Here is a 16,239-nt window from a genome sequence, read left to right as displayed (position 1 = left end):
CTCTGCGCCCCCTTCAGGCTATTGTCAAAGACCGGCGAGCAGGTCCTTGAGCGTTTCTTCGCGGGCGGCCCACATCTCGAGCACCTCGTCCCGTTTCATCACGTGCATCGGCGATCCGCCTGCCTTCATTTTGCCGGCAACGCGGGAATTCTCGAACATGGCCGGCACGGTTTCGGCCAGCTTGTCGATGATGCCTTGCGGTGTTCCCTTGGGCACCATCACGCCGCGGAAGTTGACGGAGGAGTTGTCAACATCCAGCCCCGCTTCCATCATGGTCGGCACATCGGGCAGGAATTCGTTGCGCTCCAGATCGGCCACGGCAAGGATCTTGACGTTGCCCGCTTCGCGCGCGCGGAACGCATCGCTGAGGTTGTTGATGCCGGCCATGACGTCACCCGCGATCACGGCCTTCATGGCTGCTGCACCACCACCTTTGGTGGGAATATAGGCCAGCTTCATGTCGCCCGCTTTTTCCATTTGAAGCGCGGCGATGTGGTGACCCACGAACAGACCTGCACCGGACGTTGTCAGCTTGCCGGGGTTTGCCTTCGCGAACTCCACGACATCACCCAGAGAATTGAATTCGCTGTCTGCCCCGACAACAAGCACCGCCGGATCGGCACCCCAGTTGGCAATCGGCTCAAAGCTGTCGCGCGAATATTCGACGCCGCCCTTGATGGACTGTGCGATGAAGTGGGGGATGTTATAGGCCCCAAGCGTGTAGCCGTCCGCCTCGGCCTGTCCCGCCAGCCAGTTCCAGCCAACGCGGCCACCCGCACCGGGTTTGTTGATGATCGCAATCGGCATGCCAAGCGCGTCTTCGTTGCCGGCCGTCATGGTCACGATACGTGCCTGGAAGTCGGTCGCACCGCCCGCGCCATAGCTGACCATCATCATGATCGGCCTTTCGGGGTAGTTCGCATGGCCATCGGCCAGCGCTGTGCTTGTGAGACTGGCCAGTGCGATGGCCGCTCCTGCAAATAGTTTTTTCATTGATCGTTCCTCCCTAGGAAATGGATATCTGCCGCTTTTGCGGTTCAGAAAAAGACCTCTCGCGGTGTGTACACGTTTAGAAGTTGTGCGAAGAGACCGTACATGACGACCATGAAACAGGCCGTGATGAGAATGCGCATAAGCCAGCTGCGCACCGCGGTATGCGGGGCAGGATCGTAAAGGCTCAGCAATATGAAAAACGCGACCGTTGTGGCTGTATAGAACCCGAACGCTTTGGCCGCCCAGAAGATATAGATCAGCGATACCAGCAGGCCGGGCAGCAGGTTTGTGAACTGCCGGACCGATATGCCGTTGCCGACCTTGGTCCACCCCAGACACGCTTTGGCGAAGGTCCACAGGGCCAGCACCACAAAAACGGTGGCGATCAGGCGCGGGAACAAAAACGCCTCGCTGGGCTGCTGGGTATAGCTGACGTAGGACACCCAGATCCCGACAGCCGCGACGATGCCTGATCCTACGATATGCTGAAGCCGGGGCAGGGAGGGTGTGCTCATGCCATGATCTCCTCTTTGGAGGTGTAGCGACGTGCGCGCAATTCCATGTAGCCCGAGTAACAAATCGAGGCGATGACCACGACGATCAACACGATATTGAGTGGCCCGCCGAGGAAATAGGGGGCCATACCGCCCGTCGCATTCGCGATCATCGATCCCTGGATGAAGTTTGCTTCGGCAATGGGGCCGAGGATCAGGCCAAGCACCAGCGGCGCCGCGCTGAAACCAAACCGTTCGAGAAAATACATCATGACGCCCAATGCGGCCATGACGTAAACATCGCCCATCGAGCTTTGTACCGAATAGCTTCCGAAAACGGCGAGGCCCAGCACTACGGCGGCCATGACCGACTGGGGCACTTGCGCGACCCGCGCGGCAAGACCCGCTACATACAGGCCGAAAATGCACATCAGGATCTGCCCGATCAGCATCGAGTTGATGAAGGTCCATGCCACGTCAGGGTGGTTGTCAAAAAGATCGGAGCCCGGAAAGATACCGTGGATCAGCAGGCCGCCCAAGAGCACCGCCGCCGTGGGCGAGCCCGGGATCGACAGGGTCAACAGCGGCACAAGACTGGGCCCGACCATCGCGTTGTTGGCGCTCTCGGCGGCAATCACACCCTCGGCGTGACCGGTCCCGAATTTCTCGCGTTCCGCGCTGAACTTCTTGGATTGGTCATAAGCCACGAGCCCGGCAATCTGTCCGCCGACACCGGGGATCAGACCGATGACGGATCCGACGGCCGTACCGATGCCGAGCGCCCGTTTGCTGCGCATCAAAACGCGAAAAGCGCCCGAGATCGGATGCTTTTGCACCTTGATTACTTCGGCACCGTCATTGTGGCGGCCCTTGGCAAACATCGTGATCACCTGCGGGATTGCGAACAGGCCGATCAATGCTGCGATGATATTGATGCCGCCGCCCAATGCGGGATGGAAGATGAACCGTTGAGCGCCCATGATGTCGTCAAAACCGATTGTCGCGAGCCAAAGTCCGATACACCCCGAGAGCAACCCCTTGACCACCGATTTGCTGTCCAGCGATCCGATCACCGTCACCCCCAGAATGGCCAGCCAGAACAGGTGGCTCGGACCGAACGCGAGCGCCCACTGGGCAAGAACCGGGGTCAGAAAGATCAGCAGGAGCACACCAAAGACACCCCCCACGGCCGAGGCGAGAAAGCTGAGTTGCAACGCCTTGGCACCTTCGCCCTTGCGCGCCATCGTGTGCCCGTCGAGCGTGGTCGCGATGTTCGCAGGCGCGCCGGGTATCTTGAGCAGGATCGCCGAGACCGCGCCACCCGCCACCGTCGAGGTATAGGCGGCCCCCAGCAGGATCAGCCCTTGCGCCGCCTCGAGCTGGAATGTGAAGGGGATAAGCAGCGCCACCGCCATCGTCGGCGACAGGCCCGGCGTCGCGCCAAGGATCAACCCCCCGATTGTCCCGATCAAAAGCAGGACAAAATTGACCGGCGTGAACACGTCACCCATGTAGAACAGGAATTCCATCGCTGCCTCCCCGCAACGCTGCTTGACTGATAACGCTAAGCGATGAAAATAGTTTTGCAAATGTTTTCATAAATGCCTGAGTTGGGGGTCGGAAGTGACTGACGGAAAACGGAAACGTGCCGATATCGTGAGTGTTGCGAAGGCCGCGCGCGTCTCCGCTTCGACGGTGTCGCGCTACTTCAATCATCCCGAATTGCTCAAACCGACGACTCGCAAGAAGATCGAGGCGGCAGTGCGCAAGCAGGGCTATATCCGCAACCGTGCGGCGCAGACCATCCACGGGATACGGTCCGGCACGATCGGGGTTGTGGTACCGACCATCGATCACACGATATTCGCCGAAGTGGTGCAGGCGTTTTCGGATGCCGTTGCGGCAGAGGGGTTTACCATCCTGCTTGCGTCGCACGGCTATGACCAGCAGCGCGAATACGAAATCCTGCGCAAACTGCTGGAGCACCGCGTCGACGGAATTGCGCTCACCGGGCTCGACCATGACAGCGCGGTCTTCCAATTAATCGATAGCCAACAGACACCGGCGGTCTTGATGTGGAATTACGCGCAAAGCTCTGCCCATCCCTCGATCGGGGCCGACAATGAAATGGCGGGGCGTCTGATTGCGCAACACGCGCTTGCGCAGGGCCACCGGGATATCGCCTGTCTGTTGGCACCGGGGGAGGGCAATGACCGCGCCAAGGCGCGCAGCACCGCGATTCTGCAGACACTGGGGGAGGCTGGTGTGCAGGTGCCGGAACCGTGGCAGGTGACCACGGTCTACAGCATCGCGGCGTCAAAGCGCGCGGCGTTGGAACTGTTCGACGGGCCGCGCCGACCGACGGCGCTGATCTGCGGGAACGACATCCTTGCGACTGGTGCCATGCACGCGGTGGCGCGCGCGGGGCTACGCGTGCCGCAGGATGTGTCGGTTTACGGGATTGGCGATTTCAAGGGCTCCTCGGACAGCGAACCTGCGCTGACGACCGTACGGTTGCCCGCACGCAGCATTGGGCGCAAGGCGGGCGAGAACCTTGCCCGCGCGATCAAGAACCCCTCAGCCCCGCGGCACGGAGAGCATTGCGCCCCCCAGTTGATCGTGCGCGGGTCGTGCCGGACGCTTCATCGCGCGCCGTAGTCACCGGAATTTGCGGAACAGCTTGGTCTTGTCGAATATTTCTTCGAGTTCCTGCATACGGTCGCGTGTACTGTCCCAGCTGAGCGTCTGGACGGCGGAAATCATGCTTTCGGTCAGCAACATGGTCGTGGCCGCAGAATCCCACGCAGACGGCACGATGATCCGGCTGGTCAGGGTGATGTCGGCCAACCGGTGCACGGGCGAGCGCCACTGATCGGTGAACAGCACGATCCGCGCACCGCGCGCCGCGGCCATTTCCGCAAGCTTGAGCGTGTTGTTCTCGTACCGACGCACATCGAAGATGACGAACACATCACCGTCCTGCGCATTCAGCAGATAGTGTGGCCATGTATTCGATGTGGATTGCACATGGGTGAGGTTCGGCCGGATGACCTGCATATGCAAAAACAGATATTCGGCGAGCGTGTGCGTTACTCGACCGCCCACGATATAAAGGTGCCTCTTGCGGTCCGCGACCAGCGCACAGGCCGCATCAAAGGCGGCAGGATCGATATGCGCGAGCGTGTTGCGGATGTTGTCGATCACCGCGTCGGTAAAGCGGTTCAGGATGTGCTCGGACGGCGCTCCTCCGGCCCAAGTCTCGTGCTTGGCAATCGGGCCTTTGGCTATCGCGCCCAGTTCATCGCGCAGATCGGCCTGAAAGTCTGGGTATCCGCGATATCCCAGCTTTTGCACCATGCGCGCGACGGTCGGCACCGACACCTGCGCGCTTTTGGCCAAGGCGGCCAGCGGCCCCAACCCTGATGCGGGGTAGTTCTCGAGGATCGACAGCGCCAATTGCCGCTCAGCGCGCGTCATCTGGTCCATCTTTTCGTGGATACGATCAGAGATGGTCTGGGTTTCATCCACGGCGAAGCAGGCTCCGGTTTGATTGAAAATATATCAGATCGAGATCGACTGAGATAAATTTTTCACAATTTTGTTGACAGAATCCCGTCTTGGCAAGAACTTTCGTAGGGATGGGGGTGGGATGAATCATACGGTCGACACAAATCTGGTAGAAGTTGTGAATGCCGATGCGGCGTCACCGGTTGTGTTGGTGTGCGAGCATGCCAGTCACCGTATCCCCGATGAATTTAACGGGCTGGGCTTGTCCGCGACGGCCCGCGAAAGCCATATTGCGTGGGATCCCGGTGCGATGGCAGTGGCGCGTGGGATGTCGCATATGCTGGATGCCACGCTGGTGGCGGCGCGCACGTCGCGGCTGGTGTATGATTGCAACCGGCCCCCTCATGCGCCCGATGCGATGCCCGCCCGCAGCGAGGTGTTCGACATTCCGGGCAACCGCGCGATGACGGATGCCGAGCGCCAGTCGCGGGTCGCGACCTATTACACGCCGTTCCACGATGCGCTCGCCGCCTGTCTTGCCGCGCGGCGCGATCCTGTCATGGTGACGATCCATAGCTTCACGCCGGTTTATCATGGCAAACACCGGGCGGTGGAAGTAGGCGTGCTGCACGACAGCGACGCGCGGCTTGCGGACCGCATGCTGGCGTTGGCGCCGGGCACGGTGACGCACAAGGTCGCGCGCAACGAACCCTACGGCCCGCAAGACGGTGTAACCCATACCTTGCGCACCCACGCGTTGCCGCATGGCCACCGCAACGTGATGATCGAAGTGCGCAATGACCTGCTCTTGGATGCTGCTGCGCAGGGCAAGATGGCGCAGACGCTGTCCGGCTGGATAAAGGCGGCCCTCGTCGACGAAGGGACTGTTGCATGCAAAAGCTGATGCGCCGCTATATCGGTATCGTGGACGCCTTGAATTACCGCATCGGGCGGATCGTGATGTATGGCATATTCGTGATGATGGCGATCCTGCTGTGGTCGTCGGTGTCCAAGACGTTCTTCTCGCCCTCCCTGTGGACGCTTGAGGTCGCGCAGTTCGCGATGGTGGCCTATTACATGCTGGGAGGGCCGTATTCGATCCAGATGGGTTCGAACGTCCGGATGGATCTGCTCTACGGAGAGTGGTCGGACCACCGCAAGGCGCAGATTGATGCGATGACCATCCTTTTCCTGATCGTCTATCTCGTGTTCCTTCTGTGGGGCGGCTGGGAAAGCCTGATGTATTCGTTCAGCTATGGCGGAGAGCGCAGTTCATCCGTCTGGCGCCCGTATCTGTGGCCCATCAAATCGATCATGGTGCTGGGTATTTTCCTTATGCTGCTGCAGGCGATATCGGAATTTTTCAAGGATATCTTGCGGTTGCAAGGACACGACATGGGAGAGAAAATCTGATGTCGTATGAGGTCATCGCCATCCTGATGTTTTCCTCGATGATGCTGATGCTGCTGACCGGTCAGCGGGTTTTCGGGGCCATCGGTTTTGTCGCTGTCGTTGCGGCGTTTTTCCTCTGGGGGGACCGCGGCGGGTATGATCTGGGCTTTGCGGCGGCGATCAAGCTGATGAAATGGTATCCGCTGCTGACACTGCCGATGTTCATCTTCATGGGCTACATCCTGTCCGAAAGCCGCATCGCCGACGATCTCTACAAGATGTTTCATGTCTGGATGGGGGGGCTGTCGGGTGGCCTCGCGGTCGGGACGATCGGGTTGATGGTGCTCATTTCCGCGATGAACGGGTTGTCTGTCGCAGGGATGGCCATCGGGGCTACGATCGCACTGCCTGAACTGCTCAAGCGTGGCTATGACAAACGTATGGTGACGGGGGTGATACAGGCCGGATCATCGCTGGGCATTCTGGTGCCGCCCTCTGTGGTGCTGGTCCTATATGCGATGATCGCGCGGCAACCCGTGGGTCAGCTGTGGCTGGCGGGCGTGGTGCCCGGGCTGCTGATGGCAGCGATGTTCGTGATCTATATCGTGGTGCGGTGCCGGCTGAACCCTGCGCTGGGCCCGATCCTGCCACCCGAGGAACGGGCAATGCCACGCACTGAAAAGATCAGGCTGCTGGGCGCGGGGCTGCTGCCGCTCTTCATCTTCTTCGCCATGATGGTGCCCTTCGTGAATGGCTGGACTTCACTGGTCGAAAGCTCGGCCATCGGCGCGATTGCGGCCTTTGCCGCCGCGGTGCTGAAGGGCCGCATGACCGCCAAGGTCTTCGAGACGAGCGTGCGCAAGACGCTGGGCATCTCGTGCATGTTCATGTGGATCATCCTCGCAGCCCTTGCCTTCGGGGCCGTTTTCGATGGGTTGGGCGCGGTCAAGGCGATCGAGAGCCTGTTTACCGAAAAGCTGGGCCTCAGCCCTTGGGTGATCCTGATCCTGATGCAGCTGAGCTTTATCCTGATGGGCACATTTCTTGACGATACCGCGATGCTGGTGATTGTTGCCCCGCTTTATGTGCCGCTGGTGGGGGAGTTGGGCTTCAACCTGATCTGGTACGGTGTGCTGTATACCATCACCACACAAATCGCCTATATGACGCCGCCATTCGGGTACAACCTGTTCCTGATGCGCGCGATGGCGCCGCCGGAAATCACGCTGCGTGACATCTACGGATCCATCCTGCCTTTCGTGCTGGTGATGGTCGTGGCGCTGGGGACAATCATGGCGTTTCCCGAAATCGCCCTGTGGCTGCCGGGCTATGTCTATGGAAATTAAAAGAAAGAAGATCCTGAAAACAGGACATTTCAAATCAAGACCTTCAACAGAGAGGATATAGAAATGACCACCAGACGTAAGTCTTTGACCACAGCGGGTGTTGGCGGTGCGGCCGCGCTTGCCAGCCCCGCAATCGTGCAGGCGCAAACCGCGATCAAATGGCGGTTCCAGACCTACGCCGGCAGCGCGCTGGGCGAGCATGTGACCAAGCCTGTGATCGACTACATCAACGCCAATGCCAACGGCGAGCTCGAGGTCGAGCTGTTCTATGCCGATCAGATCGTACCGACGGGCGAACTGTTCCAGGCGCTTCAGCGCGGCACCATCGACGGGGTCCATTCCGACGACGATTCAATGGCGTCGCCCACACCGCTGCGCCAGTTCGGCGGCTACTTCCCCTTTGCGACCAAACATATTCTCGATGTGCCGGTGCTGTTCAACCAATACGGTTTGCGCGAAATCTGGGATGAGGAATACGCCAAGGTCGGTGTCAAATGGCTGTCCGCGGCGGGGCAGGACCCGTGTAACTTCAACACCAAGAAGGAAATCACCTCCGTTGCCGATCTGGATGGGCTCAAGCTCTACACCTTCCCGACGGCGGGCCGCTTCTTGTCAAAGTTCGGCGTGGTACCGGTGAACATCCCCTACGAGGACGCCGAAGTCGCCGTACAGACAGGCGAGCTCGACGGTATGGCGTGGTCCGGCATCACCGAGGACTATACCGTGGGCTGGGCGGACGTGACCGATTACTTCCTGACCAACAATATCTCGGGTGCATGGATCGGGTCGTGGTTCGTCAACGAAGAACGCTGGGCCGAATTGCCCGACCACCTCAAATCGGTGGTGATGGCGGCGACCGAAGCGGGCCACACCTACCGCAACCAATGGTACTGGGGCGGCGAAGCGGCCCTGCGTGCCAACGGCGACAAGCTGCAATTGCGCTCTGTGCCCGCGGGCGAATGGGCCGAAGTCGAAGCGGCGGCCAAGGAATTCTGGGAAGAAGTCGCGCAAGAAGGCGAGGTACATCAGAAGATCGTCAACATCTTCAAGGAGTACAACAGCGTCATCAATCAGGCGGGTGCCCCGTACAACTTCGAGTAACCCATCTGCATTTGCTACTCGGATGTCCCCGGTTTTAGGGGGCATCCGCCACTGACAAAAGGACATCTCCATGCCAGGCATGCTTTCATTCGACGATCTGAAACAGGCGGTTGCGGACGGTAGTATCGATACGGTGCTGGCCTGTTTTCCGGACATGCAGGGGCGGTTGATGGGCAAGCGGTTTCACGCGGTCAACTTTGTGGAAACCAGCTTTCGTGAAACGCATTGCTGCAACTATCTGCTTGCGACCGATCTGGAGATGGCAACGCCCGAGGGCTATGCCGCGTCAAGCTGGGAGAAGGGCTACGGCGACTATGTCATGGCGCCCGATCTTTCCACCATCCGCCGCCTGCCGTGGCTTGAAGGGACAGCGATGGTGATGTGCGATATCCTCGACCATCACAGCCATGAACCGATCCCGCACGCGCCCCGCCAGATGCTCAAGTCGCAAATCGCGCGGCTCAGGGATCTGGGCTTTGACGCGATGATGGCGACGGAGCTGGAGTTTTTCCTGTTCGAGCAATCCTTCGATGACATCCGCAAGGGCGGGTTTCGCGATCTGACACCGATCAGCGGGTACAACGAGGATTATGCCATTCTGCAGACCACCAAGGAAGAAGGCGTCATGCGCCCGATCCGCAACCATCTGTTTGCCGCGGGTCTGCCCATAGAGAATACCAAGGGCGAGGCCGAAACCGGTCAGGAAGAGCTCAATATCCGCTACGCCGAGGCGTTGGCCTGCGCCGATCACCATACGATCGCCAAGAACGCAGTAAAGGAGATCGCATGGCAGCACGGGCGCGCGGCGAGCTTCCTGCCCAAGTGGCACCACGACAAGGTCGGCTCGTCCAGCCATGTGCATCAATCGCTCTGGAAAGACGGGACGCCCTCTTTTTATGACGCCGATGCCGAGTTGGGCATGTCGGATCTGATGCGCCACTACATGGCAGGGGTGATCGCCTACGCGCCCGATTATACATTTTTTCTCGCTCCCTACATCAACAGCTACAAGCGTTTCGCCAAGGGTACCTTTGCCCCGACCAAGACCGTCTGGTCCGTGGACAACCGCACGGCGGGGTTCCGGCTGTGTGGCGACGGGACCAAGGGCATCCGCGTGGAATGCCGCATCGGAGGGTCCGATCTGAACCCCTATCTGGCGCAGGCGGCGATGCTGGCCGCCGGCATCAAGGGGATCGAGGACAAGATGGCTCTTGCGCCTCCCACACGCGGTGATGTCTACGAAGATGCGAAAGCGCAGGACATTCCGCAATCGCTGCGTGCAGCCACGCAAAGCCTGCGCGATTCCGCGATGCTGCGCGACGCATTCGGTGATGGCGTCGTAGACCATTACACACGCTGCGCCGAATGGGAGCAGGAAGAATTTGACCGCGTCGTGACCGATTGGGAAATCGCGCGGGGCTTTGAAAGGGCTTGATATGATCCGCTGCATTTCCCCGATCGACGGATCGGTTTACGCCACCCGTGAAACGCTGTCTGCGCAAGCGGCTTCCGATGCGGTCGAACGGGCGCGAGAGGCGCAGGCCGAATGGGCAGCCCTGCCGCTCGACGACCGGATCAGCCGCGTGATGGCCGGTGTTGCGGCCGTGGGTGCCATGAACGACGACATCGTACCGGAACTGGCCCACCAGATGGGGCGGCCCGTCCGCTACGGCGGCGAATTCGGCGGCTTCAACGAACGCGCGGCCTATATGGCCGACATTGCCCGTGACGCCCTGGCCGAGATCGAGATAGAGGACAGCGACAGCTTTCGGCGTCTGATCAAACGTGTCCCGCATGGTGTCGTACTTGTGGTCGCCCCGTGGAACTATCCCTACATGACCGCAATCAACACCGTCGCGCCCGCGCTGATCGCGGGCAATGCCGTGGTGCTGAAACATGCCAGCCAGACCCCGCTCGTGGGCGAGCGGATGGCAAACGCCTTCCATGGGGCAGGGGTGCCGCGTGATGTGTTCCAGAACGTGTTCCTCGACCATGAGACCACCTCCGGGCTGATTGCGGCAAAGGCGTTCGGATTTGTGAACTTCACCGGATCGGTGGGCGGCGGCAAGGCCATCGAGCGCGCGGCCGCGGGGACATTCACCGGCGTCGGTCTCGAACTGGGCGGCAAGGACCCCGGCTATGTCTGCGACGATGCCGATCTGGATGCAGCGGCCGAAACCCTGATTGACGGTGCGATGTTCAATTCGGGGCAGTGCTGTTGCGGGATCGAGCGGATTTACGTGGCCGAGCCGCATTTCGACGCATTCGTCGAGCGTGCGGTCGCCATCGTGCGCAGCTACAAGCTGGGCAATCCGTTGGACACCAACACCACGCTGGGCCCCATGGCCCACGCACGCTTCGCCCAAGAGGTCCGCGCCCAGATCAGCGAAGCCGTGGCAGACGGGGCGACCGCGCATATCGATACCTTCGCCGAAGACGATGGCGGCGCCTACCTCAGTCCGCAAATCCTCACGAATGTGACCCACGACATGCGGGTGATGCGCGATGAAAGCTTTGGCCCTGTGGTCGGCATCATGCCGGTCAAGGACGATGCCGAAGCCCTGCGGCTGATGAACGACAGCCATTTCGGTCTGACAGCGTCGGTCTGGACCGCCGACACGGAGCGCGCCGAGGCCATCGGGGACGGCATCGAAACCGGAACCGTCTTCATGAACCGCGCCGATTATCTTGACCCCGCCCTATGCTGGACCGGATGCAAGGACACGGGACGCGGGGGCGGGCTGTCGGTGATCGGCTATCACAATCTGACCCGTCCAAAATCATACCACCTGAAGAAAGCCTGAACCCATGTCGCCAACTGCCAACTGGTCCTATCCCACTGCCGTCCGTTTCGGAGCGGGCCGCATTTCGGAAATCGCGGACGCCTGTGCCGCTGCGGGGATCAGACGCCCATTGCTCATCACCGATCGCGGTCTGGCCGAGATGGAGATCACCACGCGAACACTCGACCTCTTGGAAGCAGGGGGGCTGGGGCGTGCGATTTTTTCGGACGTCGATCCGAACCCCAATGAACAGAATGCCGAAGCGGGTGTGCGCGCCTTCAGGGAGGGCGGTCATGACGGGGTCGTGGCCTTTGGCGGCGGCTCCGGGCTCGATCTGGGCAAGCTGGTCGCATTCTGGGCTGGCCAGACACGCCCCTTGTGGGACTTCGAGGATATTGGCGATTGGTGGACCCGCGCCGACGCCGACGCCATCGCACCTATCGTCGCGGTCCCGACCACCGCGGGCACCGGATCAGAGGTGGGGCGCGCATCGGTCATCACGAATTCGCAAACGGCCGAGAAAAAAATCATCTTCCATCCCAAATTTCTGCCGTCTGTCGTCATTTGCGATCCTGAACTGACGGTCGGGATGCCGAAGTTCATTACCGCTGGCACGGGGCTGGACGCTTTTGCGCATTGTGTCGAGGCGTTCTGCTCGCCGCATTATCACCCGATGTCGCAGGGTATGGCGCTCGAAGGCATGCGTTTGGTGAAAGAATACCTGCCGCGGGCCTACGCAGACGGAAGTGACATCGAGGCGCGCGCGCACATGATGTCCGCCGCCGCGATGGGGGCAACCGCATTCCAGAAGGGATTGGGCGCAATTCATGCGCTGTCGCACCCGATCGGTGCGATCTACCACACGCACCACGGCACCACGAACGCCGTTTGCATGCCCGCCGTTTTGCAATTCAACAAGCCCGCGATCACCGGTGTCATCGACGCGGCGGCGCGGTATCTGGATATTCCGGGCGGGTTTGACGGGTTCTGCGCCTATGTCGACGGGCTCAATGAAAGCCTTGGCATCCCGAAGACCCTGACGGGGCTGGGTATCGACGATCTTGACGTGGCGCGCGTGGTCGAGGGCGCGCTGGCGGATCCCAGCACCGGCGGCAACCCGGTCGAGATGACCCGCGAGAACACCACCGCGCTGCTCGAGCGTATCGCCTGAGCCGCACGGAGGGGGTTTGTTTCGCCAAGCGAAATGCCGGTTTGGATTCGCGCAAGTTGCGTCTTGTCAAACCGGTCCGCTTGCCAAACACTGCATGCACCTCACATCCGATGTGACAATCAAAAAAGACAGGGAAGTATGATGAAAAAGACATTCGCTCTTTCAATGATATCCGTTTTGCTGGCCAGCACGGCGCCGGTCACGGCCGAAACACTGCGCTGGGCGCGCTCCGGCGACGCGCTGACGCTTGATCCGCACGCCCAGAACGAAGGGCCGACACATACCGTGCGCCACCAGATGTACGAGCCGCTGATCATTCGCGACGTGACCGGCGCGTTCGAGCCCGCGCTGGCGACAGACTGGGCGCCCAAGGCCGACGATCCTAACGTCTGGGTCTTCAATCTGCGCGAAGGTGTGAAATTCCACGATGGTGCCGATTTCACCGCCGAGGACGTGGTGTTCAGCTTTGAACGCGCCAAGCAGGAAAACTCGGATATGAAAGAGCTTATCGGCTCTATCACCGAAGTGCGCGCAGTTGACGATTACACCATCGAAATGGTCACGGACGGGCCGAACCCGATCCTGCCCAGCAACCTGACCAACCTCTTCATCATGGACAAGGACTGGTCCGAGGCAAACAACACTGTCAACGTGCAGGACTTCGAAGGCGGGGAAATCACCTTCGCCACCACGAACGCCAATGGCACCGGTCCTTACGTGCTGCAAAGCCGCGAGCCCGATGTCAAAACGGTCATGACGTTGAACGAGAACTACTGGGGCAAGGATCAATTCCCGCTCGAAGTGACCGAGATCGTCTATACCCCGATCCAGAACGCCGCGACCCGCGTTGCCGCGCTTTTGTCTGGTGAAATCGACTTTCTGCAGGACATGCCGGTACAGGATCTGGATCGCGTGAACGGCGCGGACGGTCTTGGGGTCAAGCAGGCGCCACAGAACCGGGTGATCTTCTTCGGGATGAATCAGGGTGCTGACGATATCGAGGCCGACAATGTCGACGGCAAGAACCCCTTGGCCGATGTGCGTGTACGCAAGGCGATGTCGATGGCCATCAACCGCGATGCGATCCGTCAGGTCGTGATGCGCGGACAAAGCCAGCCTGCGGGCATGATCGCACCGCCCTTCGTGAACGGCTGGACCGAGGCGATGGACGCAGAATCCTCCACCGATGTGGAAGGCGCCAAGGCACTGCTGGCCGAAGCGGGCTATGCCGACGGGTTCTCCATCCGTCTGGATTGCCCCAACGACCGCTATGTCAACGACGAAGCGATCTGTCAGGCGGCCGTCGGCATGCTGGGCCAGATCGGCGTGACAGTGAACCTCGACGCCAAGCCGAAGGCGCAGCACTTCCCGCTGATCACCGATGGCCAGACCGATTTCTACATGCTGGGCTGGGGCGTTCCGACCTACGATTCCGAATACATCTTCAACTTCCTTGTCCACGGTCGTGAAAGCGACATCGGCACATGGAACGGTACCGGTTTCGACAATGACGATCTGGACGCGAAGATCAAATCGCTCGCGTCGAATACCGATCTGGAAGCGCGCAACGCGGATATCGCGGATATCTGGCGGGTGGTTCAGGACGAAGCGCTGTATATCCCGATCCACCACCAGGTGCTGAACTGGGGCATGTCGGACAAGGTCGGCATCGATGTCGATCCCGAAGACCAGCCTAAGGTGAAATACTTCACCATGAACTGATGGTAAAGGCCGTATGCCGTTCCGAAAGGGATGGCTGCGGCTGGCACCCATCGGGGCGGATCGCAAAAGGTGGTCCGCTCCCGCAATCCCGCTCCGTCGGTCTGGCGGCCGGCCCTCTCAGCCACAAAGGAAATCCGATGTTTCGAACCCTCTCACTCGCGGCGTGTGTGGCGCTGGTTGCCCCCGTCGCACAGGCCAAGGAGTTTTCCTGGGCTGTCACGACCGATCCGCAAACAATGGATCCGCATGCCGTCAATTCCGCGCCGGTTCTGGGCTTTCTCAACAATGTGTACGAAGGGCTCGTCCGCCGCGGCAAGGACATGACCATCGAACCGGCACTGGCCACCGGATGGGAACCCATCGGCGATGGCGAAGGCTGGCGCTTTACCCTGCGCGAAGGCGTGACGTTCCACGATGGCAGCACCTTTGACGCGCAAGACGTGATGTTTTCCTACACCCGCGCCGCGGATGAGGCCTCCGACACCCGCAGTTGGTTCGCGCCCGTGTCCGAGGTCAAAGTGGTGGACGACTATACCATCGACTTCATGACCAGCGCACCGAACCCGATCTTTCCCGGCTCCATCGCCAACTTCATGATCATGGACAGCGACTGGGCCGAAGCCAACAATGCTGCGCTGCCGGACAAGGAAGCGGGCAACTTTGCCACGCTGAACACCAACGGCACCGGCGCGTTTCGGGTCACCGCGCGTGAACCGGGCCTGCGCACAGTGCTGGAGCCGCACGCCGATTGGTGGGGCGAGGCAGAGCACAACATCACACGTGCCGAACTGACGCCGATCCAGAACGCGGCGACCGCGCTCGCGGCATTGCTGTCGGGCGACGTCGACTTCATCAACCCCGTTCCCATTCAGGACGTCGCGCGGCTGAAGGACAATCCCGACGTCAACGTCATTCAGGGCATCGAGGCCAGGGTCATCATGTTGGGCTTCCCCCACGAAGCCGACACGCTGAAGTATTCATCCGATGTGGAGGGCGCGAACCCCTTTGCGGACGTGCGCGTACGACAGGCCGCGGCCCATGCGGTCAACGTACCGGCCATTTTGCAGACCATCATGCGTGGCAACGCCGAGGAAGTGAGCCAACTGGTCAGCCCCGCGATGCAGGGCTTTTCGACCGCGCTGGCGGCCCGCCCCGCCTATGACCCCGAAAAGGCCCGCGCGCTCTTGGCCGAGGCGGGGTATCCCGACGGATTTTCTTTCGGCCTGAAATGCTCGAACAACCGTTACCTGAACGACGAAGCGGTCTGTCAGGCGATCACCGGAATGCTGGCGCAGGTCGGCATCAGGGCGACACTCGATGCGATGCCGGTGCAGAACTACTGGCCGGAATTGCGCGCCGACAACTTCGACATGTATCTGCTGGGCTGGTCGCCTGGCACCTTTGACGCCGAACACCCCATCCGTTTTCTGGCCGCTACGCCGAATGAGGAAAAGAAGCTGGGCAGCTGGAATTTTGGCGGATATTCGAACGAACGCGTCGACACGCTGCTGCCGATGATCCAGTCCGAAATCGACGCGACCAAGCGGCAGGCGATGATCGACGAAGTTACCCAAATCCTTCAGGATGACGCGGCCTATGTGCCGATGTACGTGCAGCCGCTGGTCTGGGGCACCCGCAGCAATATCGAGCTGACACAAAGGCCCGATAACTTCTTTATCCTGCGCTGGGTCACTGTTAACTAAGCGCGAAATTCGGGGGCCACGCGGCCC

At 60.6% G+C, this 16,239-nt stretch carries 14 protein-coding genes; 10 read left to right on the top strand and 4 right to left on the bottom strand.

What is annotated here, in order from left to right:
- Positions 1–24 precede the first annotated feature (24 nt).
- From K3756_RS10565 to K3756_RS10555, 3 genes are read right to left on the bottom strand one after another with little or no spacing between them, the layout of a single operon-like run.
- Positions 25–993 carry a tripartite tricarboxylate transporter substrate binding protein gene (locus K3756_RS10565; protein WP_259987196.1) on the bottom strand — a complete coding sequence of 323 codons (969 nt, stop codon included), beginning with the start codon at positions 991–993 and terminating at the stop codon, positions 25–27.
- Between the two features lie 44 nt (positions 994–1,037).
- Complete coding sequence (locus K3756_RS10560) at positions 1,038–1,508, bottom strand: tripartite tricarboxylate transporter TctB family protein (protein WP_259987195.1); 471 nt, start codon at positions 1,506–1,508, stop codon at positions 1,038–1,040.
- Positions 1,505–3,016, bottom strand: a complete 1,512-nt coding sequence (locus K3756_RS10555) for a tripartite tricarboxylate transporter permease (RefSeq protein WP_259987194.1) — start codon at positions 3,014–3,016, stop codon at positions 1,505–1,507. The genes K3756_RS10560 and K3756_RS10555 overlap by 4 nt, the downstream gene beginning before the upstream one ends.
- Before the next feature lie 94 nt (positions 3,017–3,110).
- Between K3756_RS10555 and K3756_RS10550 the strand changes: the two genes are divergently transcribed.
- Complete coding sequence (locus K3756_RS10550; RefSeq protein WP_259987193.1) at positions 3,111–4,145, top strand: LacI family DNA-binding transcriptional regulator; 1,035 nt, start codon at positions 3,111–3,113, stop codon at positions 4,143–4,145.
- Here the strand turns inward: K3756_RS10550 and K3756_RS10545 are convergent, their stop codons facing one another.
- A complete protein-coding gene (locus K3756_RS10545) occupies positions 4,146–5,015 on the bottom strand; it encodes a MurR/RpiR family transcriptional regulator (RefSeq protein WP_259987192.1) in 870 nt (289 codons plus the stop codon). It lies immediately after the preceding gene.
- Positions 5,016–5,136: 121 nt separating this feature from the next.
- Between K3756_RS10545 and K3756_RS10540 the strand changes: the two genes are divergently transcribed.
- The 9 genes from K3756_RS10540 to K3756_RS10500 all read left to right on the top strand — a co-directional run bounded on the left by K3756_RS10540 (position 5,137) and on the right by K3756_RS10500 (position 16,212).
- Positions 5,137–5,898, top strand: coding sequence for an N-formylglutamate amidohydrolase (locus tag K3756_RS10540; RefSeq protein ID WP_259987191.1), 762 nt, complete (start codon positions 5,137–5,139; stop codon positions 5,896–5,898).
- A complete protein-coding gene (locus tag K3756_RS10535) occupies positions 5,886–6,407 on the top strand; it encodes a TRAP transporter small permease subunit (protein ID WP_259987190.1) in 522 nt (173 codons plus the stop codon). Before K3756_RS10540 ends, K3756_RS10535 begins: the two co-directional genes overlap by 13 nt.
- Entirely contained in the window at positions 6,407–7,732 is a 1,326-nt protein-coding gene (locus K3756_RS10530) for a TRAP transporter large permease subunit (RefSeq protein WP_259987188.1), read from the top strand. The genes K3756_RS10535 and K3756_RS10530 overlap by 1 nt, the downstream gene beginning before the upstream one ends.
- Positions 7,733–7,795: 63 nt before the next feature.
- Positions 7,796–8,833 carry a TRAP transporter substrate-binding protein gene (locus tag K3756_RS10525; RefSeq protein WP_259987187.1) on the top strand — a complete coding sequence of 346 codons (1,038 nt, stop codon included), beginning with the start codon at positions 7,796–7,798 and terminating at the stop codon, positions 8,831–8,833.
- Between the two features lie 70 nt (positions 8,834–8,903).
- Positions 8,904–10,268: a glutamine synthetase family protein gene (locus tag K3756_RS10520; RefSeq protein ID WP_259987186.1), complete on the top strand. Its 1,365-nt coding sequence runs from the start codon at positions 8,904–8,906 to the stop codon at positions 10,266–10,268.
- Position 10,269: 1 nt separating this feature from the next.
- Positions 10,270–11,637 (top strand): aldehyde dehydrogenase family protein, encoded by a 1,368-nt coding sequence (locus K3756_RS10515; RefSeq protein ID WP_259987185.1) that lies wholly within the window; start codon positions 10,270–10,272, stop codon positions 11,635–11,637.
- Positions 11,638–11,641: 4 nt separating this feature from the next.
- Positions 11,642–12,787: an iron-containing alcohol dehydrogenase gene (locus K3756_RS10510; protein WP_259987184.1), complete on the top strand. Its 1,146-nt coding sequence runs from the start codon at positions 11,642–11,644 to the stop codon at positions 12,785–12,787.
- 141 nt (positions 12,788–12,928) lie between these two features.
- Positions 12,929–14,509: an ABC transporter substrate-binding protein gene (locus K3756_RS10505; protein ID WP_259987183.1), complete on the top strand. Its 1,581-nt coding sequence runs from the start codon at positions 12,929–12,931 to the stop codon at positions 14,507–14,509.
- 137 nt (positions 14,510–14,646) lie between these two features.
- Complete coding sequence (locus K3756_RS10500; protein WP_259987181.1) at positions 14,647–16,212, top strand: ABC transporter substrate-binding protein; 1,566 nt, start codon at positions 14,647–14,649, stop codon at positions 16,210–16,212.
- Positions 16,213–16,239 lie beyond the last annotated feature (27 nt).

Origin of the sequence: Sulfitobacter sp. S190, assembly GCF_025141935.1 — a bacterium.
Classification (GTDB): Bacteria; Pseudomonadota; Alphaproteobacteria; order Rhodobacterales; family Rhodobacteraceae; genus Sulfitobacter.
Note: the sequence above shows the minus strand (reverse complement) of the source record. Positions and strands in the feature narration are given on the sequence as shown.

Bases quoted from the DNA above. Each gene is read 5' to 3' on its own strand.
- K3756_RS10555 (WP_259987194.1), bottom strand. From the start codon at position 3,016: ATGGAATTCCTGTTCTACATGGGTGACGTGTTCACGCCGGTCAATTTT.
- K3756_RS10560 (WP_259987195.1), bottom strand. From the start codon at position 1,508: ATGAGCACACCCTCCCTGCCCCGGCTTCAGCATATCGTAGGATCAGGC.
- K3756_RS10520 (WP_259987186.1), top strand. From the start codon at position 8,904: ATGCCAGGCATGCTTTCATTCGACGATCTGAAACAGGCGGTTGCGGAC.
- K3756_RS10510 (WP_259987184.1), top strand. From the start codon at position 11,642: ATGTCGCCAACTGCCAACTGGTCCTATCCCACTGCCGTCCGTTTCGGA.
- K3756_RS10525 (WP_259987187.1), top strand. From the start codon at position 7,796: ATGACCACCAGACGTAAGTCTTTGACCACAGCGGGTGTTGGCGGTGCG.
- K3756_RS10535 (WP_259987190.1), top strand. From the start codon at position 5,886: ATGCAAAAGCTGATGCGCCGCTATATCGGTATCGTGGACGCCTTGAAT.
- K3756_RS10530 (WP_259987188.1), top strand. From the start codon at position 6,407: ATGTCGTATGAGGTCATCGCCATCCTGATGTTTTCCTCGATGATGCTG.
- K3756_RS10505 (WP_259987183.1), top strand. From the start codon at position 12,929: ATGAAAAAGACATTCGCTCTTTCAATGATATCCGTTTTGCTGGCCAGC.
- K3756_RS10540 (WP_259987191.1), top strand. From the start codon at position 5,137: ATGAATCATACGGTCGACACAAATCTGGTAGAAGTTGTGAATGCCGAT.
- K3756_RS10515 (WP_259987185.1), top strand. From the start codon at position 10,270: ATGATCCGCTGCATTTCCCCGATCGACGGATCGGTTTACGCCACCCGT.
- K3756_RS10500 (WP_259987181.1), top strand. From the start codon at position 14,647: ATGTTTCGAACCCTCTCACTCGCGGCGTGTGTGGCGCTGGTTGCCCCC.
- K3756_RS10565 (WP_259987196.1), bottom strand. From the start codon at position 993: ATGAAAAAACTATTTGCAGGAGCGGCCATCGCACTGGCCAGTCTCACA.